This is a genomic window from Paenibacillus sp. Y280, assembly GCF_056786335.1.
Genome location: NZ_JBXCIW010000034.1, coordinates 17,397 through 43,358 on the forward strand (window position 1 = coordinate 17,397; position 25,962 = coordinate 43,358).

The window sequence follows — 25,962 nt, forward strand, 5'->3', positions numbered from 1 at the left end:
ATTTCGGGATCATATATGAAAAGAAGGCCAACCACATGATCTGGTTGGCCTTCTTTTTCTACGACTAAACAAGTTTGCGTGAAATGAAATTAGTATGCCTTACGTGGTTTAACGATGATGTCGGCAGAGCCTTCCTTCTCCTTCAGCTCTGCAAGGAGCTTATCGCCTTCGACATCCAGGTTCGGCAGCATGCGGTCCAACCATTTCGGCAGCCACCAAGCTTTATCCCCGAAGACCGCCATAACTGCTGGGACGAGCGCCATGCGGACGATGAAGGCGTCAATTAGGATACCGATCGCCAGCGCAAAACCGATCTGTTTGATCATAATATCATGAGCGAAAATAAAGCCGGCGAAGACGGAAACCATAATCACGGCTGCAGCTACAACAACGCGGCTGGCTTGATTGTATCCGTGAACGACGCTCTCCTTTCCACGATGACCATGGACGTAAGCCTCGCGCATGGAGCTGACAAGGAAGACCTGATAATCCATCGCCAGCCCGTAAAGAATGCCGGTAACCATAATCGGCATAAAGCTGAGCAACGGACCGCCGGTATCAAAGCCGAAGAGGGAGTGAAGCCATCCCCATTGGAACACGGCCGTAGTAATCCCGAACGTAGCGAGCACGCTGAGAAGAAAGCCGACCGTAGCTTTGAGCGGAACGATGATTGATCTAAATACGAGCAGCAAAATAATTAGCGAGAGGATGACTATAATGCCGACGTAGAGCGGGAATACCTCTGCCAGCTTCGACGACATATCGATGTTGATCGCGGTGAAACCAGTAACGCCAATCGTGACATCAGACGTCGTCGCCATGCCCGAATCGGAGGCACGAATCTCATGCACCAGGTTTTTGGTTTCGGTGTCCGTCGGCCCTGTTTTCGGGATGAGGCTAATAATCGCCATATCCCCGGTTTTGTTTACGCCCATAGGTGTCACGAGTGAAACGTTCTTATGCTGTCCGAGATCCTGAATAAGTTGATTTAGCGTTTCAGGTGTCATTTTGTCTGAAGCGCCTTTAGCTTTGGCGACCAGAAGCAGCGGGCCATTGAAGCCCTCGCCGAAACCGTTTGAAATGGCGTCGTAGCTCTGTCTTGATGCGGTGTCCAAGTTCGCCGTGGCACCCGAAGGAATGCCCATTTCCATCTTTGCGACCGGGAGCGCCGCTGCGCCAAGTATAACAATAACGCCAACAATAATAAGCCAACGGCCCTTCGATACGCCAGTTACCCAGCGGTGTGCGAATCCTTGAGAATTTTTATTCGTTTGGAGACTGCTCTTCGTGCGCGCTTTTGCCGAGCAGATGCGTTCACCTAGCAGACCGAGCAGAGCCGGCAGCAGGGTTAGGGCAACCAGAACGTTGACGAGGACGGCCAAAGCAGCAACAAGCGCCATCGCGGACAAAAAGCCAATCCCAATTACAAGCATGCCGCACAAAGCAATGATAACGGTCAAGCCTGCGAAAAATACGGCGCTCCCGGCGGTGCCGACCGCTCTGCTCGCGGCTTCCTTAGCGGTTAGTCCCTGATCGAGAATCATACGGCGCTGACGGTTCACGATGAACAGGGAGTAGTCGATACCGACGGCCAGCCCGACCATAAGCGCCAGAACAGGCGTGAGATCGGTCATATGGAACACTTTCGAGAAGGCAAAAGCCCCTCCTACGCTTATGCCAACTCCCATTAGAGCGGTCAGAAGCGGCAAGCCTGCTGCAACTACCGAACCGAGCGTCATGAAAAGAACTACGGCGGCGACGGCAATACCGATTGCTTCAGTCGAACCAATTGAAGGCTTGGTCGATAGCGAGTCGCTAGGTAATGCGGTAATACCCGTCTGCTCCACGGCCATGACAGCATCGATTACGGAATCGGGGACCGATTCGGGCAGCGACATTTGCTGAACGGTGAATTGGAATTGGAACAGGGCGACGCTGCCGTCAGATGCAAGCATTACGCCAGGTACCGGAACACCGTTCACCATCAGAGGGCCGTATGGGGGTATTTCGCCTGTGGATGCTTGGGGTGATCCGTTCCCTTGTTCAGATGCACTACCTTGTGCAGCTTCATTCCCTTGAGTGTTGCCAGACATCGAAGCGCCGGCTTTCGCAGCCAATTCGGCGGGGTTAATGACATAGTCAAGACTGTATACATCATTAACGGCATCGCTTATGGAGATCAAACGCTCAGGTGAATCCAGACGTTCGCCCTTTGGTACCGTAAATACGATGCTGGCTTGTCCGCCCGAAGCCTCCGGCAGTTCTTCAGACAACTGGTCTAACACCTTCTGCGATTCCGTGCCCTCAATTTTCATATCGGAAGTGACATGTATTCCATTGACCCCAAGTATGGCGAGCACGACTCCGAGAATCGCGATCCAACTTATAATGAAATACCATGGTCTGGTATAGGCCGATTTGCCCAATTTGTACAGAAATGTTGACATACGTTAATGTTTCTCCTTTGCAAATAGAAATAACGTGAGGCAAGGAACTAGAATCCGTTTCGCAAGTAACCGAACATGGTGTCTAAATAATGATCGAACGTTATGGCATCTGGGCTTTCGTTTGCTGATTGACCTGGAAGCAGTACGTTCAAGCTGCCGTCCAATACTGGCAGCACGGCTCCATAAACAGCGCCGGTGAGAAGGTGAGTATACCCCTCGGGATAAAGTCCATGTGATAACTCGCTCAATGTCTCCTGGGCGGATATTTGCAAACGATGCATTCCGCTAAGGAGGTGTGGCTCAAGTGACGGAAACTGCTTCGAGAGCGATACAAGCTGTCGCAATTTATAGATATGTTCTGCTGTCAGCTGCATCTTCATCAATTGATACAGGATGTCGGTCGGAGAAATGTCCTCGTTTATGCTTGCGATCCAATTCTCAACTTCATCGGCGCCTTTAAAAATAATAGCCGCAGCCGCAACCGCTTCTTCCTTGCAGGAGTAGTGGTTCGCGAACGTTCTTCTTGAGTAACCGGCGCGCTGCACGACATCTTCGACGACGAAGCCGTCCATTCCCCTTTCCAGAGCAAGAGAGAACGCTGCATCGGCAAGCGCATTCGCGGTTGCTTCCCTTTTGATATGGCGCAGGCTTTGTTTGTTCATCATATAACGCCTAAACGTTCACCTCATTTCAGATAGACTGGAAGGTTTCTTCTAAAATAAATCCATATTAATATTATTGCCCAATGGGCAAAGATGCACAATAGGCAAGTTGTTGCGGAATTGTGGCGTTGATCAAGTTGCAATCGAAGTGTGTATACGCACGAGAACACTTAAGTGTCTATACGTCTTTCTCCGTTGTGGATATACTGCATGTAAATTATGCATTCGAAAAGGGGAAGGACATGAAATCTAACAAAGGTACTGCAAGGGTAGTAGGCGTATTATTTCTATTAGCAACAGCTGCGTTCATGGTTGGAAGCATGCTTATAGGCACTGTTTTAAACCAACCGACATTCCTCTCTGAACTCTATCCAGACAGATTAAAAGTGATTATTGGATTGTTTCTAGAGTTAATCAACTCCGCTGCAGTGGTTGGCATAGCCATACTAATGTTTCCAATTTTGAAGCAGCATAACGAATCTATTGCTCTTGGATACTTTGGCTCGAGGATCATAGAGTCCACGCTGCTCATCGTTAGTCTCATCTGCCCGCTAATACTCCTTGCATGTAGTGAACAATATATCGCTGAAGGCGCCGTAGGTGACTCTTATTTTCTTACTATAGGAAATTTAGCTGTGAGAGGACAAGAAATGGCTTTTGAGCTGGCGATGCTAGTGCTTAGCTTGGGAAGCGTGATGTTCTGTTATTTGATGTATCGAACGAAGCTGGTTCCGCGAGCATTGTCTTTTTTGGGCATTATCGGTTATATAGCGTTGTTTGCAAGCAGTTGTATATCGATTATTGGGTTGGACTTCGGATTCATTCTGTTTATTCCAGGGGCGATATTTGAAATTGTTTTTCCAATATGGCTGATCACCAAAGGATTTAAGATGAAGTGAGGTCAGTGGTCCGATCCCCCGAAGCTCCACCGATGCTAGCTGCCAAAACCCTGGATAATCAAGGGTTTTTTTTTATTAATGTCATTTGCAGAAATGTGAGAAGTTTAGCTAGTTGCATGTCGCTTTTTTACTATTGAAAGCCCTTTCTAAAGTTGTGCTATAATGAACTGCACTTTAGAAATCATTTCAACAGAGGAGATGTAAACATGTTTAATGTTCTTATTGTTGACGATGAACAGATCGAACGGGAAGGCATAAAAAATTTAATCGCACAATACAAATTTCCTTTCAAAGTACTGGAAGCAGAGAACGGTCTAATGACCGAAGGCATTCTAAATAGGAAATCGATAGATATTCTCATTACGGATGTAAAAATGCCTATGATGAATGGTTTGGAATTAAGCAAGATTGCGAGGAAGACGCAGGAGCTTCTTTCGAGTAGCGAACATTCCGCCAATAAATGGCGAGGATAACCGATACATTGGTGAGGATTATGTGGAAAGGTTTACCGATAGAGGATGAGTATACGGAGGATGATTATGAATATAACGAAGGTAGAAGTGGGTGGGGGAAGTATTGCTGTGGTGAGCGGCAGCGAGATATTGATTGAGGATGTGCAGTCAGCCTTGGATCTTATGGCAACCGTACATTATGAAGCAGGCTGTGATCGTATCGTGATAAACAAGTCCCTGCTAAGCGAAAGCTTTTTTGATTTGAAAACACGGCTTGCAGGCGAAATCCTTCAGAAGTTCATTACTTACCGTGTGAAGGTTGCTTTTGTTGGGGATTTTTCTGCATATCCAAGCCAAAGCTTTCAAGATTTCATCTATGAATGTAATAGCGGGAACGATTTCTTTTTCTTGCCGTCCGAACAACAAGCCATTAAAAAGCTAAGCATGTTGAAGTAGAAGCTGGAACGGGAGGGAGATAGGTGTCAAATGTACAGCATAGTCATGCTGAGTATCCAATGGTGAAAATGGCTGCAGGACAAATTGAATTAAGGGACGATCGAATAAAGACTGCATGGACGGTAGAGTTGAACTCTTTTTTGCTTGCTCCGGTTCCTGTCACGAAAGAATTATACGACTCGATTTTGCAAAAGACAGTTGGACCTCATGACGAATCTCAGACCCCGGTTGTGGATGTCTCATGGATTGATGCGATCACATTTTGTAATTTGCTATCTCAGCAGTCGGGACTTAAGGAATGCTACTCGATAGAGAAGGATGGCGAGAATGTCATCTGTAATTGGGAAGCGGATGGCTATCGTCTTCCTACAGAAGCGGAGTGGCAGTACGCATGTAAAGCTGGAACGGCTGGCTATCGGTATGGCGAGCTTGATGAAATAGCTTGGTATAATGAAAACGCAGAGGGCTTAATCCATGAGGTTGGAAAAAAGCTGCCGAATGCATGGGGGCTTTATGATATGTTGGGAAATGTTTGGGAATGGTGCTGGGATCTATACGATGTTAACGTATACGGCTCCTATAGAGTTTTTCGCGGTGGAAGCTGGGCGGAAGAGGCTAGGGGCTGCGGAGCGACGTGCCGTCGCCGAAGTCACCCAACGTTTCGAATTGATGATCTCGGCTTTCGTCTTGCTAGGTCATTGTAGGGTACTGAGAAATCGAAAACGATTTGCTACAGTATGGTGATTGCTACTCTGACAGACACATGCCTATAATAGATGTAAACTATTCTAGTAATCCACAATAGATTTGCAGAAAGCTTGCGGTGCGATAAGCACGTAAAATAGCCTGCTTAACTAAATGGTGGTATGTTAAGAGACAGGGGGACTATGAAAATGAACAATGAGACAACAAATGAGGAAACAAACAGCAGAGAAGCCGCTATGTCTGAGGAGCAATGGGCTGAGCTTATAAAAGCTGTTCACCATAACGGTCTCGTAGCTTTAAAAATGCATTTTAACGATGTTGAAGGACAAGTGTTGAATTTCGAAGGGTACGGCCCTGTTTTTGTATTTCATGTGAAGGATGAAATGGATAGTGTATATTCCTGCGGTTTTTTTCTGCGCGAGTTGATCGCCAGATTCCAATCGGGCAATGATCCTGCACTGTGGATGTCTTCTTTCTTCGTTGATCTTATGGAGATTCAGGGTGGGAAAGCTCTCCCAAAACCGGCTTCAAGCGAAGACGAGGCAAAAGCGATTATAGACAAAATACTCGTACCGCAATGTATAAAAGCAGTAAATGAAGAGTTTGCTCCGGAGCAGGTCCATGCGGGTCTAGCTTGGAATGAACAACACGGTCCGGTCTTTGAAGCCGGATTTCCAACGATTACTGATGGAAATAACGTATGCGCGATTCCTTTGCATTTATTGTTAACCTATTTGCAGTTGAACCGGGATCCTGGGGAGCTGCTGATTCAAGGCTTGTACGACATTCGAAATGAACATGGTATGGAATAATTTTCAAGCCACCTTAAAAAGCGACATAAAACAGCCACGTCCATAGGACGTGGCTGTTTTGTTTAAACGACAGGAAAGCATTCCTAGATTAATTCCCAGAGCAGCTTGTTCGCACCACTACGGATTCAAAGCTTGCTCTCTTTGCTTGTTGAGAGCTACGAAAGCAGCAAACAGCAGCAGGATAATTCCTGTGAATATAAACCCTTCGTTTATGTTGAAGGGCAGCCAGCCTAACACGGAAGATCCGGCAACAACACCTAGAGAGAAGAAGGCGTAGAAGTAACCATAGGCTTTACCCCGCAGCTCCGCTGGCGTAGCTTTTATGAGCATCGTATTAATAGATGGGAACAAGAAGGCAAATCCCACCCCATATAGTCCTAAAACGAAGTAAAGCGCTAATGTTGTCGTTGATTGGCTAATCAGCAACTGGCTTGATCCCATTAAACCAATTCCAATCGCCATCGTTCTTGTTGAGGCGACACGATCGAATATCCGATTAGTAGGCAGTACAAATATGAGAACGGCAATGATCCCGAAGGTGCTCATTAAGGTGCCGCTTAATCTCGAATCATATCCAAGCGTTTGAACATGCAAAGGTAACAAATAAGCGATGACGCCTTGTGAGAACATTAAGAAAAAAGCGCCGCCGTAAGCTTTTAACACACCCGCATTGAAGATCGACCTTGATGATTGAACGACAGCAGCGTCCTTCTCTTTCTTCGATAATTTGTACTTGCTTAGAAAAATGGCAGACAGGATGGCTAGTAAAAACCCCATTATAGCTACGCATGTAAAAACGAATGGCACGGAGGTTTTGCTAGCCATGATACCGCTGAAAGCTGGGCCAATAATAGCGGCTAGTCCCACAAATGTGCCGGTGAAGGCGACTTTTTTTCCTTGCTGATCATTTATCGTCGTATTCGCAGAGAAGGTAAAAGCAGCTGGGACAATTAAACCTGCGACAAATCCATGAATGATTCGAACGATTATCAAAAATAAGGGCTGCTCGACGAAATGATAAAGCAGCAGAGCACTGCTTGATAGCAGCAATCCGACCATAAGTATTTTGAAAGGCCCGACCTTATCAGTCATAATGCCAGATATAATATTGCCAATCGTATTGGATAGCGAATACAGCCCAATGACAAAGCCTACGAGAAACGAGCTGGCGCCAATGGACGTTGCAAAAGTACTCATGACCGGCAGCTGTGAGAATAAATCAAAAAAAGAAAAGAACACGATGCTGTACACGAGCAGGGCATAGTTGAAAGGCTTTACACGATAGTTGGCTTGTGCCTTCTTCAGCTTCCAATCCAGCAAAAAGTTGCCAAACGGTATAAAAGCTGCGGTTAGTGCTGCTGCCGACCAGAGAAGATTCCACTGTACGCGAATGGCAGCATAAAGGATAGCTAGTGCATATAAACTGAAAATCCCGCCGTGTATGCTTCCTACAATCGTTACTGCCTTTTCTATCCCCCAAATATATTTCAAGGGCATGGCTATGCCAAGCAGTACTAATAATGAAATACCATCAAAAAGACCTGTAATACGCAATAAGTAGATTGGATGTTTCCGCAATTGATATGCTCCTAATTCATTATGTGATTTAACCTAACTGATTACTCTATTCTAACACTTTATGAGGCGAGTAAAATAGGATGAATTGGAATGGGAAGCATAGGTCTTCGAAACGGGTTATTTTACTCTGCTTTTTGTGTCTAAATAAGTGAATTTAGCGGACAGGAGATCCGTCCGTTTAATCGGGACCAACTTACGTTATTTTGAGTGAATAACGGATTCTGAGTCCGAAAGTATGTAGAAAAACAGCAGAACTGAGCAAATAACGGATTCTGTGTCCGGAAAATTCTGATGGATAACGCTTTGAGTTTATTTTCCAATTTGAATTTACTATCAACGGATTCTGTGTCCGCGAAAAGATGGGTAACGTTTGTGCTTATTAACCATTTTGGAATTACAACCGTAGCTTAAAAGTGCGAGCCCGTTCCTGGCCGCTAGCTATGTCTAGTATTTGTAATTTTACTAGCTCATGCAATATACGTCTTGTATGTCGATCACTTATTCTTAGATGATTGGTGAGTTCTAGTGGAGTGATGGGCCGCAAAAGCCGACGCGCAAACCGAACGGTTTCGGCCTCAAGCCAAGACAGTGTTGATGGGACGTCCGAAGCGACAAACTTTCCGATAAAAGACAGGATTAGCTGCTGGCATTGTGTTGGTTCATCGACGATAGACAGATAAGCAATTGGGATAAATGTCCACCCATCTAATGACAACAGGCAATGACGTCGACATAAATCCTTAAATCTTCTCACATCAAGATCTCGCGCATGAGGCCCGTAACCCTGAATTTCTATTCCGCCTTTGGCGCCGCCAGGCATGTAGGCAAGATCCAAATAACGATAGCCATTGCTGAAATCACGTACTTCCCACTCTGGATACAAGCAGTTAAAATTTCCGACAGCAGGAAACCAAACAGACCGTAGAAACTCGACCGTTCCGTGCCCCAGTCCTTTATGAAGGAGTTCAAGTCTTCTAGGATTTTTTTCATGGCAAAGATTTTCCTGTATCCATTCCTCATATTGCTGCTCAAACCGCGACATTGGGATTTTCCTCTTGAATTTTTAAATGAGAAAAGAAAAGAAAAAGCCGCCCCTATACAATCCCCCCCTATTACATGATTAGGAAGTCCATTGCATGGAAGCGGCGTGTTCTTCACGACCTCAACATTACTTATTTAAATATCGTACAATTCAAATCAACAATTAGTCAAATAGAAGTAGTTAAGTTAAGGAGTCGCGGAGACGTTTGATATCGCTCATAGGGGGAAGGCCGAACATTCGAGCATATTCGCGGCTAAAATGAGATGGACTTTCATAGCCAACTTGGAATCCAGCATCGGCAGCGTCCATAGTCTCAGAAAGCAGTAGACGGCGAGCTTCCTGCAATCGGATCTGTTTTTGATACTGCAAAGGGCTCATGGCCGTAATGTCCTTGAAATGATGATGTAGGGATGAAGGACTCATGTTTACTGCCATTGCTAATTGGTCGATACGCAGCGGCTTGACGAAATCATACTTGATTAGATCAATGACTTTCGCGATACGTTGTGCACGGCTGCCCATTTGGGCGAACTGTTTGACGGAATCGCCATGTTCATCTTTTAGGATCCGGTAAAAAATTTCACGTATGACCAAAGGTGCAAGTACGGGAATATCCTGCGGCGTTTCCAATAGGCGAACGAGCCTCAATACGGCCTCAAGAAGCGAGAGCTTTGTTTTACTTATAAACAATCCGCGACCGGAGTCGCCTTTTTTGTCCCATGCTTGATTGGACTCTCTGATGATGTCAAAAATTTGATCCGGTTCAAAATCAAGCCGGAGACACAAGTAAGGGGAATCTGAAGTCGCTTGAATGACTTGTCCGGAAATAGGCAAATCAACGGAGACGACAAGGTAAGAAGCTGGATCATATTGATAGCATTCCTCAGCCAGCATAACCAGCTTCGATCCATTCGCTACAATACACAATGCTGGTTTATGGATCGAATGTATAGGTTCTGATTGTTTGGACACTCGAATGAAATGCATGGAAGGAATGGCTGTCGAGTAAGTGCCGTCATTTTTAGTAAAACGGTCTATGAGCAGTGCCAATTCCTTTTGCTGCTTCATCACCTCTTCTTCCTGCCTCATTTCACTTGTCATCATAACTCCTCCATTTCTGACCTCTGATTGCTTCATTTTATGGCTATTTGGAGGATTAGGCAATAATTATGTGCAATTATGCTATCTCCTGAAATTCTAATTGTTACATAATGAATGTGACTCAAATAAAAGAAAAAATCTATGCGAGGGAGATTTCCGAGAAGGGGTTCTCTACCATGCTGGTATGATCCTGTTTCGAGAGAAACGAATGTAAGCCATTCAGACCATTCATTCCAATTTATTATCCTAATGGTTGCAGAAACAGTCAAGTAAAGTTGGAAATAATAAGATAATCAAAGGAGAGAATATAATGTCTAACATTAAAGGTAAAGTTGTAGTCATTACAGGAGGAAGCAGCGGTATTGGTGAGGCTGCTGCGCGTCTGCTCGCTCAAAATGGTGCTCATCTCGTCATTGGCGCAAGACGAACAGAAAAATTGGAGGCCCTTGCATCCTCGCTTCGCTCAGAAGGAGGTTCAGTTGAATATAAAACCTTGGATGTGACCAAGCATGAACAAATGGAGTCATTTATTGACTTTGCGCAAAGCCGTTTCGGACGTCTCGATGTCGTGATTAATAATGCCGGCATTATGCCTCTTTCGCCCTTGGATGCTCTCAACGTTGAAGAATGGGATCGCATGATCGATGTAAATATTCGAGGCGTTCTACATGGCATTGCTGCTGGCCTTCCAATTATGAAGAAACAAGGGTTTGGTCAGTTTATTAACATGGGTTCTATTGGCGCATATTCAGTATCTCCAACTGCAGCAGTGTACTGTGCTACGAAGTATGCTGTACGCGCCATCTCTGAAGGCTTGCGCCAAGAGGTGGGAGGTGATATTCGCGTGACGCTAGTATCACCGGGTGTTACGGAATCTGAGCTTGCAGAGAGTATCACAAATGATGAAGCAAGGCAGGTCATGAAGGAGTTTAGGCGAATTTCAATTCCAGCGTCAGCTATTGCTCGCGCAATGTTATACGCTATTGAGCAGCCAGCCGATGTGGATGTGAATGAAATCATTGTAAGGCCAACGGCAAGTCTTGCTTAAACATTAAATAGCCAATCAATCGTTTACCCATTCCATTACGGGGTAAACGGTTTTTTTTTTGAAGCAGCGTTACAATTGCCTAAAGTATGCTCAAAACAACACTTTAGGATCTAGATGTCAAACCCGTGATGCGTTATACTAATGCCAAATTGAGGTATGGAGGAAGCGCATGAAAGCGATTGTATGCACAAAGTATGGATCACCGGATGTTCTTCAACTCAAAGAGGTAGAAAAAGCTGCTCCCAAAGACAATGAGGTACTGGTAAAAGTTCATGCGACGACAGTAACATCAGGTGACTGTAGAGTTCGTGGTTTCAACAGCCCTCTCTTGTTCTGGATCCCCATGCGATTATTTTTAGGAATCAGAAAACCGAGAAAGCCTATACTTGGGGTAGAGTTATCCGGAGAAATCGAAGCAGTAGGCAAAAATGTAAAACGATTTAAAAAGGGTGATCAGGTTTTTGCAATAACAGAAATGAATTTTGGTTGTTATGCCGAGTACACCTGTCAGCCTGAAACCGGATTTATGGCCATAAAACCGGCTAATGTGACCTATGAGGAAGCAGCTGCCGTTCCTTTTGGCGGAACGACAGCCTTGCACTTTTTTAGAAAAGCTCATATCCAAAACGGACAAAAGGTTCTTATCTATGGAGCTTCTGGAGCGGTAGGAACTTCCGCGGTACAGCTTGCCAAGTATTATGGGGCAGAGGTTACCGGGGTATGCAGTTCCGCAAATTTTGAGCTGGTGAAATCGCTGGGAGCCGATAAGGCAATCGATTACACGAAAGAGGATTTTACGCAAAATGGAGAGCATTATGATCTCATCTTTGATGCAGTTGGGAAAATTTCGAAATCAGCTTGCAAGAAAGCACTGACTGCGAACGGGAAATTTGTGTCCGTTGAAGGGCAGGGAATAGCAAAGGTGCTTACTGGAGATTTAAATTTTCTCAAAGAGCTTATTGAAGCAGGAAAATTAAAGTCAGTTATTGATCGGCGCTATACGCTGGAACAAATTCCTGAAGCTCACAGATACGTAGAGAAAGGGCACAAAAGAGGAAATGTAGTCATTACTGTGGTGCAAGGTAACAAAGTCTAACACGCACTATTTTGTCATTCTCGTTCAATTCTGTGAAAATGTTAATCCTAAAGACCTATTAAGCTGTGATATAATTTTGCCCAGAAGCTTAACGTTGGCAGATTACACCAACTTCAAGTGCTGGGAGGTACGTATGATCAGAGAAAACAAGCCAGTTAGAAGGCTTATTATGGCAATGGTTTTAGGATTGCTACTGCTTTATATCGGACCAATGTCCACCGTATCCGCTGGGGAAGCTAATAATATGAAGATAAAGCTTAATGGCGAAACCGTAAAGATGAAAGACCCTTTTTTTATGCAGGATGGAAGATTGTACGCGCCTGTAGCTCGCATAGCTGAAATGTTTGGCGCGAAGTCAAGCTGGGATAACGTCAATGAAGAAGTAACGATACATACCGTATTGGGCGATTCGATCGTGCTGGGAAATGGAGTGCCGGTTGTTTATTTCAATGAAGCACGCTACCAGCTTGAAACGGTACCTTTACTAACAGAGGGCAGGCTGTATGCTCCTATGCGCCAATTGGCGGAATTGCTGCATGCAAACGTGAATTTGAATACGGAGCTAGATGTTGTCGAGCTAGTAATGGTACAGCCAGCCGTCATAACGGAAGAGTACGGATTGGATCACATCAGCAAGGAATTTGGCGGCACCAAGACTGAGCTATTGAAGCGAAACGGACTGGACAGCAAAGCGGTGATCAAACCGGGAACGAAGCTTAAGGTCGTTATACCTACGATTTACGATAAAGCAGCAGAACCGTTCACGCAATCGGACCTCATGCTGCTCGCCAAAATTACTATGGTTGAAGCCGGATATGAATCCTATGAGGGGCAGCTTGGCTTAGCGAACGTAATATTGAATAGAGTGAAAAGTGCAAGCTTCCCGGATTCGGTACGCGACGTAATTTATTCAGGGAAGCAGTTTCCTCCGGCCCATAATGGTACTCTTGACAAAAGCAAACCTAACGCAAGCGTTCTGCGCGCGGCTAAGGATGCCTTAAATGGAAAAAATAACGTCGGGAACGCTGTTTACTTCTTCAATCCCGAGGTTTCCAAAGGATCGTTTTGGTCCAGCCTGGACGTCATTACGACGATCGGCCATCATAGTTTTGCGAAATAGGAAAGTCCGTTATGGCCATTGGCCATAGCGGTTTTTTTTTTTTTTTTTTGAGTGGCCTCGCGCGCATATATATACATATAGAAGTGGGATATCAAAATGTGGATCATGACTCTAATGCTAATCGGCTGCTTCTCCGGCACTAAGATATAGGATTGATAATTAATGAATTTTTTTAATGCTTTGTGGAACAATACTTCAGAAATAATATGATTTAGGGAGGGTTAATATGGAGATTGAAAACGGTGAAGTTCTCACGTTAGTGGACGATGAGGGAGTTGAACAAGAGGTTGAGGTATTGGGTTCACTAGATTTGGAGAACCAACATTATATAGCAGTCGCATACTTGGACGAGCTTGAGGTTGGAGAGAATGAAAAAGAGGATATAGATGTTTTCTTCCTGCAAGTCAATGAGAATGATGAGCTTTCGGTGATCGAAAAAGATGAGGAATTTGAAAAAGTTTCTTCGGCTTTTGAAGCAGCTTTAGAGGAAAGATAAGGAGAAGAATGCAATATAGCGCAATAAACTTTAGGATGAGGCTGACATTATTTAAATGGCAGCCTCGTTGTGTTAACGGAATTCCGAACCCGAAGCGACTATTATTACTTGAGTTGAATGGTTGTAAACGAGCAAAATGTACGCGATGTCCAGTATAAAGATCAACACATACATAATCATCAATAACAAGGATTGCGGATAAAGCATGAAGCAGAAGACGGAAGCGCATACGGTACCTATCATTTTGAAATAAGCAATAGATAAAGATTGGCCTCGAAGGTCCTTGATCAGCAGCATTCTTATGAAGAGAACAGACATCATCAGGTTGATGCCGAAGGCTGAATAAACCCCCATTTTATCATGGAATTCCACCGCCATTCCGTAATGAAGCAGCAAAGCGATAACGAGCAAGGAGAAGACGGAGGTATAAAGCGTGCTTTTTGAATATAAACCTTTGGAATAAATGAGATATTGATACAGAATGATACAGTCCAATAAGAACCATATGAAGGTTACGACTTGCTGAAGCGGATGGAACGGCATAATAAACGTAAATAGAAACTCCCATGTAACGTTTGCACATATGCAGGCAAGGGGCATTCCGCAGGACTTATCCTTAAACCCTTTATAAATAACGAGAATATAGACGATAGTCCAAAATAGGGTTACCCCAATCAGCAGCAAAAATTGTACGTTTAGCGGCAACAGATTTTCCATACGGCGGCATTCGCATCCTTTCAGAAAATAGTCGTTGGACATGAATATAGGTTGTCTATGTATATGAAACAAGCCATTTATGTAGACCTTAGGCAGAATAGCGGTGGACTGCACTAAATACAAAAGAAATGGTTGAGCCGACTTGTCGTCTGCTCAACCATTTTTGTATTGCCGCATGATTAGTTGCTATCTAATACGCTCAATAAAATGACTTGCCGCACTGGAAAGCGGCATGTTGCGCATAATCATCGTTCCTACCTGAGAAGGCGGCAGCTCCACGTCTAATTGAATCTCGAAGAGGGAGCCATCATCCAGCTCCTTGGAAACAAATTCTCTAGTAACATAAGAGATTCCGAGTCCTTTCCGCGCAAACTCGATGAGAAGATCTACGCTTCCGACCTCGATTTCAGGTTTGAGCTCCAGGCTGTAGCCTTGGAATAATTCCGTAATGGCCATGCGTGCCCGGCTATTGCGCGAAAATAGGATGACGGGGTATTGGAGCAGCAGCTCAAGCGACAGCACCGTGTCCTTAAGCTCGGCATAGCGGGCCCCCGCTACAAAGCAATCCTGCAGCTGGATGCCTTCCTTGACTTCAAGCTGCGGATCGACGATAGGCATTCGAACGACGCCTAAATCGATTTTTCCCTCTTTTAAGAATGCAATGATTTCAGGCGTCGTTCCATGAATGAGTTGAAGCTTGACGCCGGGAAAGCTCTGATGAAATTCCTCTAAGTAAGGCAGCAAATAATGCTTGAACAGCGAATCGCTTCCGCCGATCCGAAGCTCGCCGCTGTCGAGATTTTTTAGTGCAGCCAGCTTTTCTTCTGCGAGCGAGATTAAGATTTGAGACTTTTCAATATAGGAATAGAGGATGGCGCCTTCCTGTGTTAGAGCAACGCCTTTGGAATTCCGGTAAAACAACGTGATGCCAAAGCTTTCTTCAAGCTGCTTGATGGCATGGCTGACGCTCGGTTGGGTGATATACAAAAATTTGGAAGCTTGAGTTAAGCTGCCTGTCTTGGCAGCCCAATAAAAAACCTTATACAGCTCATAATTGTTCATAGACATGGTCTATAGCTCCTGTGAAATATATTAATTACTTGTATAGGTGATATTCGTATTATAGTGGAATTAAGAAAAAGAAACCAGAGCATAAGGGTGAGGCAACGGTGAAAGCATTGCTGTTACAGCCGCTATCGCCATGGTCTATGCCCAAAGGATACCGAGAGAAACGATGCTGGAAGGAGAAATAAAAATGGACGCAACAACGCTTGTCTTGTTTGGAGCAACTGGGGATTTAGCCAAAAGAAAAATTTACCCTGCCTTGTTTAATTTATTTGTTGACCAAAAGCTGCCGCAATCATTCGCAGTCATTGGTCTTGGAAGAAGAGAGCTATCTGATGAAGCATTTCAGGCAAATGTCGAGCAGTCTCTTCGCACCTTCTCTAGACGCGAGGCGAGCAATCCTGCATTAGTGAAAAGCTTTATAAGCGCATTCCGTTACAGCGTTTTGGATGTAGGACATAAAGAGGATTACTTGAAGCTTCTGCAACTGGTTGAACAAAGGGAGCAAGAGCTGGACCTCGTGCCTAACCGAATGTTTTATTTATCCGTTGGACCTGAATTTTTTGAAACGATAGCAGCAAACATCAAAGAAAGCGGCCTAGGTTCCGCGAATGGCTGGAAACGGCTGATGATCGAGAAACCGTTTGGCCATGATTTGCAATCTGCCCGGGATTTGAATCAAAAGCTGAGCAAAGCTTTTGCGGAGCATGAAATTTTTCGCATCGATCATTATCTTGGCAAACCGATGGTACAGAAGCTTGAAGTATTGCAGCAGACGAATCCGGTTCTTCAGGCCTTATGGTCCAATCGTTACATTGCCAACGTGCAGATAACGGCAAACGAAACGGTCGGCGTTGAAGAAAGAGCGGGCTATTACGATCATGTAGGTGCTGTTAGAGATATGTTCCAAAATCATATGCTGCAGCTGCTTATGATGCTGGCCATTCACCTTCCGAAAAACAGCAGCTCCGAGGATGTGCGCTTTAAAAAGAAACTGGTGATGGAATCCCTCGAGCCGCTGCAAAAAGAGGATGTGAAAGCGAGCGTTATCCGCGGCCAGTACAAAGCGGGAACGATCCAAGGAAAGCCCGTTATCGGTTATACTTCCGAACCAAGTATTGCGCAAACATCAATGAATGATACATTTATAGCCGCTAGACTTCAGATCGACGATGTGTTTTGGCGTGACGTCCCTTTTTATATTCGAACCGGCAAAAGAATGATGGAGAAATCTACGCGAATCGTTATCGAATTCAAAGAACCTTTAAAGCAGCATTCTCGGGCTAATGACGAAAGTCAAATTCCTAATCTGTTGGTATTTGAAATCAGTCCAAACGAAGGCATTACGCTGCAATTAAATACAAGGGACCCGCAGCAAAAAGGGGAGTTCAAACCGATTCAAATCGATTTTCACACAAGTCGCAATGATGTGCCCGAAGCCTATGAAAATTTGCTGTACGACGCTTTGCACGGAGACCCAACGTTCTTTGCGCACTGGGATGAAGTTGAATTGTCCTGGAAATGGGTTCAACCGATCTTGCACGCTTTTGAAGAAAATCTTGTTCCGCTTCACCTTTATGCTGCCGGCACTTACGGTCCTGCCGAGTCCGATGAACTGCTCGCGAGAGACGGCTATCATTGGTGGTTCGATTCCAAGCCAGAGCAAGAAATAGAAACGATAAAAGGAGAACAATATGCCTATCACACAAACCATTGACCAGCTAGCTATTGATACGATCCGAACTTTGTCTATTGATGCCATAAACAGCGCTAATTCAGGCCATCCAGGCTTGCCAATGGGTGCTGCGCCAATGGCTTATGCCCTTTGGTCCAAACTGCTTAATCATAATCCGGCTCACGCCAAATGGTTTAACCGCGACCGCTTCGTTCTCTCTGCGGGGCATGGCTCGGCTTTACTTTATAGTCTCCTGCATTTGTCAGGATATAACGTGTCGATTGAAGATTTAAAACAGTTTCGCAAGCTGAACAGCAAAACGCCAGGGCATCCTGAATTTGGTCATACGGATGGCGTAGAAGCAACGACAGGACCTTTAGGTCAAGGTCTTGCTATGGCTGTCGGAATGGCTATGGCCGAAGCTCATCTTGCTTCGAAATTCAACCAAAGCGGTTTCCCGGTAATCGATCATTATACGTACGCTCTTGTTGGAGACGGATGTTTGATGGAAGGCGTCGCGTACGAGGCAATGTCCATGGCGGGTCATATGAAGCTGGGCAAATTAGTTGTATTGTATGATTCCAACGATATTTCGCTGGATGGAGAGCTGAGCCTTTCTTTTGGGGAAAATATGCAAAAAAGGGCGGAATCGGCTCAGTGGCAATATATAAGAGTCGAGGACGGCAACGACGCAGCTCAAATTACGAAAGCGATCGAAGCAGCTAAGCAAAACGATTCGCAGCCAACCCTTATCGAAATTCGGACGATTATCGGCTATGGAAGCAAGAAGGTAGCGGGAACGAATAAAGCGCATGGCAATCCGCTTGGCAAGGAAGAGGCAAAGGCAACCAAGGAGGTTTATGGCTGGCAGTACGAGGAAGAGTTTGCCGTTCCAAATGAAGTCAAAACCCACTTTGAACAGCTTAAGCATAAAGGCGGGGCAAAAGAAGAAGAATGGAACAGATTGTTAGCTTCCTATAAAGCGCAGCATCCTTCGCTTGGCGAGGAGCTCGAGCAGGTTATCGACGGGTCTGTTTTGTTTGAAGCGGAAGACATCCTTACGTTTGACGCGTCCAAAACCGTTTCTACCCGTATAGCAAGCGGTGCAGCAATCAATCACTACATCAAATCCGTTCCATCGATTTTTGGAGGCAGCGCCGATTTATCGCATTCTACGATGACGGATATTAGCGGAGAGCAAACCTTTGCGGTGGAGTCTTATGCGGGACGCAACATCTACTTTGGCGTTCGCGAGCATGCGATGGGCGCAGCCGGCAACGGCATGGCACTGCATGGCGGCGTAAAACCGTTCGTCAGCACTTTCTTCGTATTTAGCGATTATTTGCGACCGTCGATTCGTTTGGCTGCTCTGCAAAAGCTGCCTGTCATTTATGTCTTTACCCATGATTCGATTGCCGTTGGGGAAGATGGCCCGACTCATGAGCCAGTCGAGCACCTCGCAGCTCTTCGGACGATTCCGGGACTTACGGTCATCCGGCCAACGGATGCCAATGAAACGGCAAACGCATGGGCGTATGCGCTGCAGCAAAAACAAGGCCCGGTAGCGCTTGTCCTGAGCCGCCAAAACCTACCCGTTTATGAAGCGACGAAAGCAAATGTTGACGGGGTGGCCAAAGGAGCTTATGTGCTGACGGAAACGAACGATCAGCCGGATGTGATCCTTATCGGAACGGGATCAGAAGTTTCTCTGGCGGTTAGCGCCAAAGCGGAGCTGGAGCGGGAAAACCTGTCTGTACGCGTAGTTGCGATGCCGAGCAGAGAGCTGTTCGACCGGCAATCCGAAGCGTACAAGGAGACTGTCCTTCCTGCTTCCGTCACGAAGCGGATGGCTATTGAAGCCGGAATATCGCTTGGCTGGGAGCGTTACATGGGACCAACCGGAAAAGTATTGTCCATCGATACGTTCGGCGCTTCAGGACCCGGCAATGAAGTTATGGAGTATTTCGGTTTTTCAGTAAATAATGTGGTTCGCCTGACTAAAGAATTGCTCAGCAATTAAAAAAATGGAGGTTGAACATTATGAAATTTTTTATCGATACGGCAAATGTGGAAGACATTAAAAAAGCGTACAAAATTGGCGTTTTATCCGGCGTAACGACGAACCCATCTTTGGTTGCCAAAGAAGGAGTGAAGTTCGAGGACCGCATTGCAGAAATTTTGCGAGAGGTGCCTGAAGTTGAATCCGTATCCGCTGAAGTTACGCCTGATGCGATTACAGCAGAAGAAATGATCGCGCAAGCGAATGAGTTGATCAAAATCAATAACCATGACAAAAACATCACGATCAAGCTTCCAATGACGCTTGCAGGCTTAGAGGCTTGCCGTTATTTAACCAAAAAAGGCGTAAAAACAAATGTTACGTTGATCTTCACGGTGAACCAAGCGCTCCTTGCTGCTCGTGCAGGCGCTACCTATGTCTCCCCGTTTCTGGGCCGCTTGGACGACATCTCGGAGGATGGCGTCCAACTAATCGTGAAGGTAGCCGAATTATTCCGCATTCATAACCTGGACGCGCAAATTATCGCTGCTTCTGTCCGCCACCCGGATCACGTCACTCGCGTTGCGATGGCAGGCGCGCATATCGCAACGATTCCGTTTACGGTTATCGAACAAATATCGAAGCATCCATTGACGGATCAAGGGATGGAGAAATTCGCAGCCGATTGGAAAAAAACACTTTAAGAATGGATTCATAGAATGCGGATTGCATAGTGACGGTTATGGCACCGGCAATCGCTTTCCGCATTCTGCTCGATAATCAGGGAGGTATATACGATGCAAAAACAGCAAATTGGCGTGGTCGGCTTAGCCGTCATGGGCAAAAATCTTGCCTTGAACATGGAAAGCAAGGGGTTCTCGGTTGCTATATATAATCGTTCACCTGAGAAAACGAACGAGCTTTTGGCGGAAGCGCCAGGTAAAAACTTCGCAGGCACCTTCAGTGTCGAGGAGTTTGTCCAAGCGCTTGAGACGCCGCGTAAAATATTGATTATGGTAAAAGCGGGACAGCCGACTGACGATACGATTAATCAGCTCTTGCCTTACCTCAGTCAAGGAGATATTCTCATTGACGGCGGAAACGCGCATTTCCCCGATACGCAAAGAAGAAATAAAGATCTGCAAGCGAAAGGCTTCCGCTTTATCGGCGCCGGTATTTCGGGCGGCGAAGAGGGAGCGCTGAATGGTCCTTCCATTATGCCAGGCGGACAAAAGGACGCTTATGAGCTGGTAGAGCCAATCTTGACTGCAATTTCAGCCAAAGTTAACGGCGATGCTTGCTCCACTTACATCGGTGAAGACGGCGCCGGTCATTATGTTAAAATGGTGCACAACGGCATCGAGTACGGCGACATGCAGCTCATTGGCGAAGCGTATCATTTGCTCAAGGATGTACTGCATTTAAATACAAGCGAGCTGCATGACATATTCACGGAATGGAACAACGGCGAGCTGGATAGTTACTTAATCGAAATAACGGCTGACATTTTCGGCAAGACAGATCCGGATACAGGCAAGCCGATGGTGGATGTAATCCTTGATTCGGCTGGACAAAAGGGTACCGGGAAATGGACCAGTCAAAGCGCACTCGATTTGGGAGTTCCATTGTCCATTATTACGGAATCCGTGTTTGCACGGTTTATCTCCGCCATGAAAGAAGAACGCGTGGCAGCAAGCAAGCGGTTGAATGGCCCTGAGGCACCTTGCTATGATGGCGATCCTAAGGCGTTTATCGAGGCCGTTCGCAAAGCTTTGTACACGAGCAAAATCGCATCGTATGCGCAAGGCTTTGCACAGATGAGAGCCGCTTCCGACGAGTACAAATGGGGATTGAACTATGGCAGCATTGCGATGATATTCCGCGGAGGCTGTATTATTCGCGCCGGCTTCCTGCAAAATATTAAGGATGCTTATGATCGGGATCCTGCTCTGAAAAACCTGTTCTTGGACGATTATTTCAGAGGCGTAGTTGAAAGCTACCAAGAAGCATGGAGAAATGTAATAGCTATTGCTGTAACGAGGGGAATTCCGGTTCCTGCTTTTTCTTCCGCTTTAGCTTATTATGACAGCTATCGCTCTGAAAGGCTGCCGGCTAACCTGCTGCAAGCGCAAAGGGATTATTTTGGAGCGCATACTTTCGAGCGGCTTGACCAACAAGGCAGCTTTCATTTCCAATGGATGAAATAACGAGTAACCTTTTTAATGCAATCATTTCATCTGGTCGATTAATGTAACATCAAACACAGCACTCTTATGAATGATAATGAAGTTTCGAACTTTCATTATCGTATATAGGAGTGCTTTTCAATTTCACCTATTTACAAACCGTTAGTCGGTATATATTATAAACATATAAATAGTGAAATGCAGGAGGGATCACGAATGGAGCCACTTATTGTTCTTGTTGCCGTCACGCTGGCGATTCTTGTTGCTGGAGCCGCTGGGGTGCGCCGGTTGCGTCATTGGTCGGTTGCATTGCGGGGCGGGCTAGCGGCTATGTTTGTATTGACCGGTGTCGTCCACTTCGTCTTTATGCGCGCGGACCTCATCAGCATGGTTCCGCCAGCGCTGCCTAGTCCCGGCTTAATCGTCACCATTACGGGTATATTGGAGCTTGCTGGCGCTGCGGGACTGCTGCACCAGAGGACTGCCCCTTGGGCAGCCGGTGGTCTAACCGCCTTGCTCATCGCAATGTTCCCGGCGAATGTGTATGCTGCGCTCGCTGGCATAGCGGATAAATCGGCAGACACTTTGGTGCCGCGCACGCTTATGCAGCTAGTCTTCTTGTCAGCGACTATCGCAGTCTTGATATTCCATATGCGCCGTCGCACAACCATACAACGAAGAGCAAAAGAGATATAATTAGTCATAATTCGGTATGATGATGATGGAGGAATTATTTTGAAGCAAGAGGAACGCAGGGCACAAACGATACGGCAATTGCTTGAAGCAACCAAAGAGCTGTTAACGGGAAAAGGCTGTCACGAAGTCACCATGAAAGACATTATGGATAAATCGGGATTATCCAAGGGAGCTATTTTCCATTATGTTAAGAGTAAAAATGAAATTTTTGCCTGGGTGCTGCAAGAACAGCTCGAAGAGACCAACAAGAAATTTATGAACGAAGTGGAGCAGGTTCCAAAAACGTTCGACGGACCGATGCAAAAAATTTCAGAAAACGTTGCGAAGCTGGAAGACGAGCAGGACGTGACGAACAAGGTTCTCATGTATTTGTTTGGCAAGCAGGATGAGCCTGCGGTTGCGGAGGTGCTGAAAAACTTTTATGAGCGCTCCGTGTATTTATCCAAGCAATGGATTAAGAGCGGCCAGCAGCACGGTGTTATTCTAGAATCGGTTGATGCGGCCAAAACAGCTGAAATGTTCGTTTTGCTAACGCTTGGGCTGCGTGCCCGCTCTTCCTTTCCTATTACATCCATTGCATGTACTGCCCAAGATTTATCTTCATTTATGGTCGGTATGCTGAAAATCCAATAAACGCAAATCGAGCCCTAGAAGCGACTTCTAGAGGCTCTTTTTTTTTGATTATATTCAGGTTCTGCCGTACTTTCGATTTATAGGTTTAGTAAGATCAGATGGCCCAGTCGTTAAACGGCTCCTGATTAAATTCTTGCGGAGCGCGGCCCTTGATGACGAGCTCGGGATTTTTTACGGTAACTTTTGCTCCTGCTGGAACTGGCTTTGAGATAAAGACATTGCTGCCAATCACGACGCCTTTGCCGATAATCGTATCTCCACCAAGTATAGAAGCGCCGGAGTATACTGTCACATCTTCCTCTAGCGTAGGATGTCGCTTCACACCGTTCAGCAACTGTCCGCCTCGTGTAGAGAGCGCGCCAAGCGTAACGCCGTGATAGATTTTCACCCTGTCCCCAATGACTGTCGTCTCCCCGATCACTACCCCTGTACCATGATCAATAAAAAACCAGGAGCCGATGGCTGCTCCAGCATGAATATCGATCCCCGTAACGCCATGGGCGTATTCGGTCATCATACGCGGTATGAGAGGAACGGACAATAAATACAACTCATGCGCCAATCGGTAAATGCTCACAGCGAAAATTCCGGGATACGAGAAGATAATCTCATCCGTATGGTTAGCCGAAGGATCTCCGTCAAAGGCAGCTTGCACATCAGTTGCAAGTACATTCCGCAGCTCCGGGATTGTACTTAGAAATTCGTAAACGATTCTCTCCGTCTCTTGTTCAATATCGACGTTAGTTCTGTTTTTGTTGATCGGATGCCTTAAAACACGGCCGATTTGCTCCGACATCTTTTCATGGATCTCAATCAGCACATCGCCAATGCGATATTCCATTGTTTCATTGCTGATGTTTTGCTTGCCGAAGTATCCGGGAAACAGCAGTTCTCTAAGTAAATGGATGATTTCGACAATGGTATCTGCGTTGGGAAGTGGATGGGAGTCCAGTGATATCGTCAGCGGAACCTCTCGATGACTGGAAGCAATCGCAGAGACGAGGCTATTGATGTGATTGTGAAAATTTTTGCTCATTAGTACTTCCTCCTCAACGGTTATCCTTTAAATGCTATAGTAGCGGCTGATCAGAGCGGACAGAGATCCGCTCAGTGCTAAGCGCATGATCTCTCATCATTATAACAAACTATTCTTATAGGTTTAAAAAATAATTAAATTATATTTATAGACCAATATTCTGTCAAGAAATATATCATTCCGGGGAATTTCCAGCTTATAAAAATGCAAAACCGTATCACAATTCCAACCCCAAGATCGAAATCATTTCGTTTTGTTATATAACTAAAATAGCCAAAAAAATAATTGTTGTATAACAGCCTATTTAGTTATATAATGAACAACATAAACAACTAATTGTTATATAACACAAAGGAGGGGCTTCAAATGGATTGTCCGACATGTAACGGAAATGGAGAGCTTGATTGCATGTGTTGTTCTAGTTCGCATCTTGAGGAAGATCGGGATTGCGTGAAGTGCAAGGGGTTGAAAATTACCCCATGCACCAGATGCGGAGGAAATGGCTGTTTGGAGAAAGTGTAATAAGTAAGCGCATTCATTTCTAAGTGAAAACATTCAAACATCCGAGAGGGGTATATTTATGAATCAGCAACAGACAAACAACGATGTTCAAGTATTGCTCGAAAACTGGAAGTCCAAAAGATACGAGGGTGTTGTTCGTACCTATAAGCCGGAGGAAGTGCTTCGGATTCGCGGGTCGGTTCTGGTGGAGCATACTTTGGCCAAACGCGGGGCGCAGCGGTTTTGGGAGCTGATTCAGGAGGAGGATTACGTTCACGCATTAGGCGCACTAACAGGAAATCAAGCGGTACAGCAAGTTAAAGCAGGCTTGAAGGCGATTTATCTCAGCGGCTGGCAGGTTGCTGCCGATGCGAATCTGTCGGGCCACATGTATCCGGACCAGAGCTTGTACCCGGCCAATAGTGTTCCTAACGTTGTAAAACGTATTAACCAAGCTTTGCAGAGGGCGGATCAAATCCAGCACTCCGAAGGCAAGAGCGATATTGATTTCTTCGCACCGATCGTTGCCGATGCAGAAGCAGGTTTCGGTGGTCCTTTAAATGTATTTGAACTGATGAAAGCGATGATCGAAGCTGGCGCCTCGGCTGTCCATCTGGAAGATCAGCTCTCGTCGGAGAAGAAGTGCGGCCACTTGGGTGGGAAAGTGCTCCTGCCGACGCAGCAAGCGATTCGCAATCTGTTGGCGGCTAGACTTGCAGCAGACGTTATGGGAGTAGACACGGTATTGATTGCAAGAACGGATGCCAATGCAGCGCGCTTGCTGACGAGCGATGTTGATGAGAATGATCAACCGTTCTTAACGGGTGAACGTACGCCGGAAGGATTCTTCTATGTTAAGGATGGATTGGATCAAGCCATCTCAAGAGGTCTCGCTTATGCTCCTTATGCCGATATGATCTGGTGTGAAACCTCGGAGCCTAATATGGAGGAAGCAGAGCGTTTTGCGAAAGCGATCCATAAGAGATTCCCAGGCAAGCCGCTTGCTTATAATTGTTCGCCATCATTCAACTGGAAGAAGAAGCTGAGCGATGAGGAAATCGCTTCGTTTCAGAAGCAATTAGGCCAACTTGGCTACAAGTTCCAATTCGTTACCCTGGCTGGATTCCATGCGCTGAACCATAGTATGTTCACGTTGGCGAAGAGCTATAAAGAACGCGGGATGTCTGCATACTCCGAGCTTCAGCAAGCGGAATTTGCCATCGAAGCGGACGGTTACGAGGCTACTCGCCACCAGAGGGAAGTAGGCACAGGATATTTTGATGAAGTAACGCAAGTTATTTCAGGCGGCACCTCAACAACGAAAGCTTTGACAGGTTCTACGGAGCAGGATCAATTCAGTTACTAGTAATTCAGTTGTTAGTAATTCAGTTGCTAATACTCAATCTTCCCAAATGTTAAACGGAAAAGGAGCCATTCCTGTAATGAAGTAATTTGAGCTTTGAAAGAAAAAAGCGCCTCTAGTATACTGGGAAACGTTCCGGCAAGAACTAAACCCACATACGAAAAGAGGCACTCACTA

Annotated in this window: 23 protein-coding genes and 2 pseudogenes; 17 read left to right on the forward strand and 8 right to left on the reverse strand. The window is 45.7% G+C overall.

The window, feature by feature from the left end; all coding sequences use genetic code 11:
* Window positions 1–89: 89 nt before the first annotated feature.
* Both AC1TPC_RS25475 and AC1TPC_RS25480 read right to left on the reverse strand, forming a co-directional pair.
* Entirely contained in the window at window positions 90–2,447 is a 2,358-nt protein-coding gene (locus AC1TPC_RS25475; protein ID WP_482069537.1) for an MMPL family transporter, read from the reverse strand.
* A 47-nt stretch (window positions 2,448–2,494) separates the two neighbouring features.
* Complete coding sequence (locus tag AC1TPC_RS25480; protein ID WP_482069538.1) at window positions 2,495–3,112, reverse strand: TetR/AcrR family transcriptional regulator; 618 nt, start codon at window positions 3,110–3,112, stop codon at window positions 2,495–2,497.
* A 239-nt stretch (window positions 3,113–3,351) separates the two neighbouring features.
* Here AC1TPC_RS25480 and AC1TPC_RS25485 point away from each other — a divergent pair, with 239 nt between their 5' ends.
* From AC1TPC_RS25485 to AC1TPC_RS25510, 6 genes and pseudogenes are all read left to right on the forward strand, one after another.
* Window positions 3,352–4,008: a DUF4386 domain-containing protein gene (locus tag AC1TPC_RS25485; RefSeq protein WP_482069539.1), complete on the forward strand. Its 657-nt coding sequence runs from the start codon at window positions 3,352–3,354 to the stop codon at window positions 4,006–4,008.
* A gap of 206 nt (window positions 4,009–4,214) precedes the next feature.
* Window positions 4,215–4,421, forward strand: a pseudogene (locus AC1TPC_RS25490) (response regulator); the annotation flags it as partial.
* Window positions 4,422–4,434: 13 nt separating this feature from the next.
* Window positions 4,435–4,530 (forward strand): annotated as a pseudogene (locus tag AC1TPC_RS25495) (TetR/AcrR family transcriptional regulator); the annotation flags it as partial.
* Between the two features lie 17 nt (window positions 4,531–4,547).
* The gene (locus AC1TPC_RS25500; RefSeq protein WP_482069540.1) at window positions 4,548–4,916 is read left to right on the forward strand and encodes a DUF4180 domain-containing protein; all 369 of its coding nucleotides are present in this window, start codon (window positions 4,548–4,550) and stop codon (window positions 4,914–4,916) included.
* Between the two features lie 59 nt (window positions 4,917–4,975).
* A complete protein-coding gene (locus AC1TPC_RS25505) occupies window positions 4,976–5,620 on the forward strand; it encodes a formylglycine-generating enzyme family protein (RefSeq protein ID WP_482069559.1) in 645 nt (214 codons plus the stop codon).
* A gap of 189 nt (window positions 5,621–5,809) precedes the next feature.
* The gene (locus tag AC1TPC_RS25510) at window positions 5,810–6,433 is read left to right on the forward strand and encodes a hypothetical protein (protein WP_482069541.1); all 624 of its coding nucleotides are present in this window, start codon (window positions 5,810–5,812) and stop codon (window positions 6,431–6,433) included.
* A gap of 117 nt (window positions 6,434–6,550) precedes the next feature.
* Here AC1TPC_RS25510 and AC1TPC_RS25515 read toward each other — a convergent pair whose 3' ends face one another.
* The 3 genes from AC1TPC_RS25515 to AC1TPC_RS25525 form a co-directional block, all read right to left on the reverse strand.
* Window positions 6,551–8,011: an MFS transporter gene (locus AC1TPC_RS25515; protein ID WP_482069542.1), complete on the reverse strand. Its 1,461-nt coding sequence runs from the start codon at window positions 8,009–8,011 to the stop codon at window positions 6,551–6,553.
* A gap of 394 nt (window positions 8,012–8,405) precedes the next feature.
* A complete protein-coding gene (locus AC1TPC_RS25520; protein WP_482069543.1) occupies window positions 8,406–9,053 on the reverse strand; it encodes a transcriptional regulator in 648 nt (215 codons plus the stop codon).
* A 180-nt stretch (window positions 9,054–9,233) separates the two neighbouring features.
* Complete coding sequence (locus AC1TPC_RS25525) at window positions 9,234–10,154, reverse strand: AraC family transcriptional regulator (protein WP_482069560.1); 921 nt, start codon at window positions 10,152–10,154, stop codon at window positions 9,234–9,236.
* Between the two features lie 310 nt (window positions 10,155–10,464).
* On the opposite strand from AC1TPC_RS25525, the gene AC1TPC_RS25530 reads away from it, so the two are divergent.
* The 4 genes from AC1TPC_RS25530 to AC1TPC_RS25545 all read left to right on the forward strand — a co-directional run bounded on the left by AC1TPC_RS25530 (window position 10,465) and on the right by AC1TPC_RS25545 (window position 13,914).
* Window positions 10,465–11,202: an SDR family oxidoreductase gene (locus AC1TPC_RS25530; RefSeq protein ID WP_482069544.1), complete on the forward strand. Its 738-nt coding sequence runs from the start codon at window positions 10,465–10,467 to the stop codon at window positions 11,200–11,202.
* A gap of 169 nt (window positions 11,203–11,371) precedes the next feature.
* A complete protein-coding gene (locus AC1TPC_RS25535; RefSeq protein ID WP_482069545.1) occupies window positions 11,372–12,298 on the forward strand; it encodes an NAD(P)-dependent alcohol dehydrogenase in 927 nt (308 codons plus the stop codon).
* A gap of 133 nt (window positions 12,299–12,431) precedes the next feature.
* Window positions 12,432–13,418 carry a cell wall hydrolase gene (locus AC1TPC_RS25540; RefSeq protein ID WP_482069546.1) on the forward strand — a complete coding sequence of 329 codons (987 nt, stop codon included), beginning with the start codon at window positions 12,432–12,434 and terminating at the stop codon, window positions 13,416–13,418.
* 226 nt (window positions 13,419–13,644) lie between these two features.
* A complete protein-coding gene (locus tag AC1TPC_RS25545) occupies window positions 13,645–13,914 on the forward strand; it encodes a DUF1292 domain-containing protein (RefSeq protein ID WP_482069547.1) in 270 nt (89 codons plus the stop codon).
* A gap of 72 nt (window positions 13,915–13,986) precedes the next feature.
* Here AC1TPC_RS25545 and AC1TPC_RS25550 read toward each other — a convergent pair whose 3' ends face one another.
* Together AC1TPC_RS25550 and AC1TPC_RS25555 are read right to left on the reverse strand one after the other, a co-directional pair.
* Window positions 13,987–14,631 (reverse strand): transmembrane-type terpene cyclase, encoded by a 645-nt coding sequence (locus AC1TPC_RS25550; RefSeq protein WP_482069548.1) that lies wholly within the window; start codon window positions 14,629–14,631, stop codon window positions 13,987–13,989.
* A gap of 186 nt (window positions 14,632–14,817) precedes the next feature.
* Window positions 14,818–15,699, reverse strand: coding sequence for a LysR family transcriptional regulator (locus tag AC1TPC_RS25555; protein ID WP_482069549.1), 882 nt, complete (start codon window positions 15,697–15,699; stop codon window positions 14,818–14,820).
* 187 nt (window positions 15,700–15,886) lie between these two features.
* Here AC1TPC_RS25555 and zwf point away from each other — a divergent pair, with 187 nt between their 5' ends.
* From zwf to AC1TPC_RS25585, 6 genes are all read left to right on the forward strand, one after another.
* Complete coding sequence (gene zwf / locus AC1TPC_RS25560; protein ID WP_482069550.1) at window positions 15,887–17,413, forward strand: glucose-6-phosphate dehydrogenase; 1,527 nt, start codon at window positions 15,887–15,889, stop codon at window positions 17,411–17,413.
* Window positions 17,397–19,391, forward strand: a complete 1,995-nt coding sequence (gene tkt / locus AC1TPC_RS25565; protein ID WP_482069561.1) for a transketolase — start codon at window positions 17,397–17,399, stop codon at window positions 19,389–19,391. Before zwf ends, tkt begins: the two co-directional genes overlap by 17 nt.
* A 20-nt stretch (window positions 19,392–19,411) precedes the next feature.
* On the forward strand, window positions 19,412–20,074 hold the full coding sequence (fsa, locus tag AC1TPC_RS25570; RefSeq protein WP_482069551.1) for a fructose-6-phosphate aldolase: 663 nt from the start codon (window positions 19,412–19,414) through the stop codon (window positions 20,072–20,074).
* 93 nt (window positions 20,075–20,167) lie between these two features.
* Window positions 20,168–21,577 (forward strand): NADP-dependent phosphogluconate dehydrogenase, encoded by a 1,410-nt coding sequence (gndA, locus tag AC1TPC_RS25575; RefSeq protein ID WP_482069552.1) that lies wholly within the window; start codon window positions 20,168–20,170, stop codon window positions 21,575–21,577.
* Between the two features lie 195 nt (window positions 21,578–21,772).
* Window positions 21,773–22,252 carry a DoxX family protein gene (locus AC1TPC_RS25580; protein ID WP_482069553.1) on the forward strand — a complete coding sequence of 160 codons (480 nt, stop codon included), beginning with the start codon at window positions 21,773–21,775 and terminating at the stop codon, window positions 22,250–22,252.
* Window positions 22,253–22,291: 39 nt separating this feature from the next.
* Window positions 22,292–22,885: a TetR/AcrR family transcriptional regulator gene (locus tag AC1TPC_RS25585; RefSeq protein ID WP_482069554.1), complete on the forward strand. Its 594-nt coding sequence runs from the start codon at window positions 22,292–22,294 to the stop codon at window positions 22,883–22,885.
* 94 nt (window positions 22,886–22,979) lie between these two features.
* Here AC1TPC_RS25585 and AC1TPC_RS25590 read toward each other — a convergent pair whose 3' ends face one another.
* Window positions 22,980–23,921 carry a serine O-acetyltransferase gene (locus AC1TPC_RS25590; RefSeq protein WP_482069555.1) on the reverse strand — a complete coding sequence of 314 codons (942 nt, stop codon included), beginning with the start codon at window positions 23,919–23,921 and terminating at the stop codon, window positions 22,980–22,982.
* Between the two features lie 580 nt (window positions 23,922–24,501).
* Here AC1TPC_RS25590 and aceA point away from each other — a divergent pair.
* Window positions 24,502–25,788, forward strand: coding sequence for an isocitrate lyase (aceA, locus tag AC1TPC_RS25595; RefSeq protein WP_482069556.1), 1,287 nt, complete (start codon window positions 24,502–24,504; stop codon window positions 25,786–25,788).
* The last annotated feature ends 174 nt before the right edge of the window (window positions 25,789–25,962 follow it).

What these genes read in the sequence shown, in the direction of transcription:
- AC1TPC_RS25475 (WP_482069537.1), bottom strand. Translation starts at nt 2,447, where the DNA reads ATGTCAACATTTCTGTACAAATTGGGCAAATCGGCCTATACCAGACCA.
- AC1TPC_RS25480 (WP_482069538.1), bottom strand. Translation starts at nt 3,112, where the DNA reads ATGATGAACAAACAAAGCCTGCGCCATATCAAAAGGGAAGCAACCGCG.
- AC1TPC_RS25485 (WP_482069539.1), top strand. Translation starts at nt 3,352, where the DNA reads ATGAAATCTAACAAAGGTACTGCAAGGGTAGTAGGCGTATTATTTCTA.
- AC1TPC_RS25500 (WP_482069540.1), top strand. Translation starts at nt 4,548, where the DNA reads ATGAATATAACGAAGGTAGAAGTGGGTGGGGGAAGTATTGCTGTGGTG.
- AC1TPC_RS25505 (WP_482069559.1), top strand. Translation starts at nt 4,976, where the DNA reads ATGGTGAAAATGGCTGCAGGACAAATTGAATTAAGGGACGATCGAATA.
- AC1TPC_RS25510 (WP_482069541.1), top strand. Translation starts at nt 5,810, where the DNA reads ATGAACAATGAGACAACAAATGAGGAAACAAACAGCAGAGAAGCCGCT.
- AC1TPC_RS25520 (WP_482069543.1), bottom strand. Translation starts at nt 9,053, where the DNA reads ATGTCGCGGTTTGAGCAGCAATATGAGGAATGGATACAGGAAAATCTT.
- AC1TPC_RS25525 (WP_482069560.1), bottom strand. Translation starts at nt 10,154, where the DNA reads ATGACAAGTGAAATGAGGCAGGAAGAAGAGGTGATGAAGCAGCAAAAG.
- AC1TPC_RS25530 (WP_482069544.1), top strand. Translation starts at nt 10,465, where the DNA reads ATGTCTAACATTAAAGGTAAAGTTGTAGTCATTACAGGAGGAAGCAGC.
- AC1TPC_RS25535 (WP_482069545.1), top strand. Translation starts at nt 11,372, where the DNA reads ATGAAAGCGATTGTATGCACAAAGTATGGATCACCGGATGTTCTTCAA.
- AC1TPC_RS25540 (WP_482069546.1), top strand. Translation starts at nt 12,432, where the DNA reads ATGATCAGAGAAAACAAGCCAGTTAGAAGGCTTATTATGGCAATGGTT.
- AC1TPC_RS25545 (WP_482069547.1), top strand. Translation starts at nt 13,645, where the DNA reads ATGGAGATTGAAAACGGTGAAGTTCTCACGTTAGTGGACGATGAGGGA.
- AC1TPC_RS25550 (WP_482069548.1), bottom strand. Translation starts at nt 14,631, where the DNA reads ATGGAAAATCTGTTGCCGCTAAACGTACAATTTTTGCTGCTGATTGGG.
- AC1TPC_RS25555 (WP_482069549.1), bottom strand. Translation starts at nt 15,699, where the DNA reads ATGTCTATGAACAATTATGAGCTGTATAAGGTTTTTTATTGGGCTGCC.
- zwf (WP_482069550.1), top strand. Translation starts at nt 15,887, where the DNA reads ATGGACGCAACAACGCTTGTCTTGTTTGGAGCAACTGGGGATTTAGCC.
- fsa (WP_482069551.1), top strand. Translation starts at nt 19,412, where the DNA reads ATGAAATTTTTTATCGATACGGCAAATGTGGAAGACATTAAAAAAGCG.
- gndA (WP_482069552.1), top strand. Translation starts at nt 20,168, where the DNA reads ATGCAAAAACAGCAAATTGGCGTGGTCGGCTTAGCCGTCATGGGCAAA.
- AC1TPC_RS25580 (WP_482069553.1), top strand. Translation starts at nt 21,773, where the DNA reads ATGGAGCCACTTATTGTTCTTGTTGCCGTCACGCTGGCGATTCTTGTT.
- AC1TPC_RS25590 (WP_482069555.1), bottom strand. Translation starts at nt 23,921, where the DNA reads ATGAGCAAAAATTTTCACAATCACATCAATAGCCTCGTCTCTGCGATT.
- aceA (WP_482069556.1), top strand. Translation starts at nt 24,502, where the DNA reads ATGAATCAGCAACAGACAAACAACGATGTTCAAGTATTGCTCGAAAAC.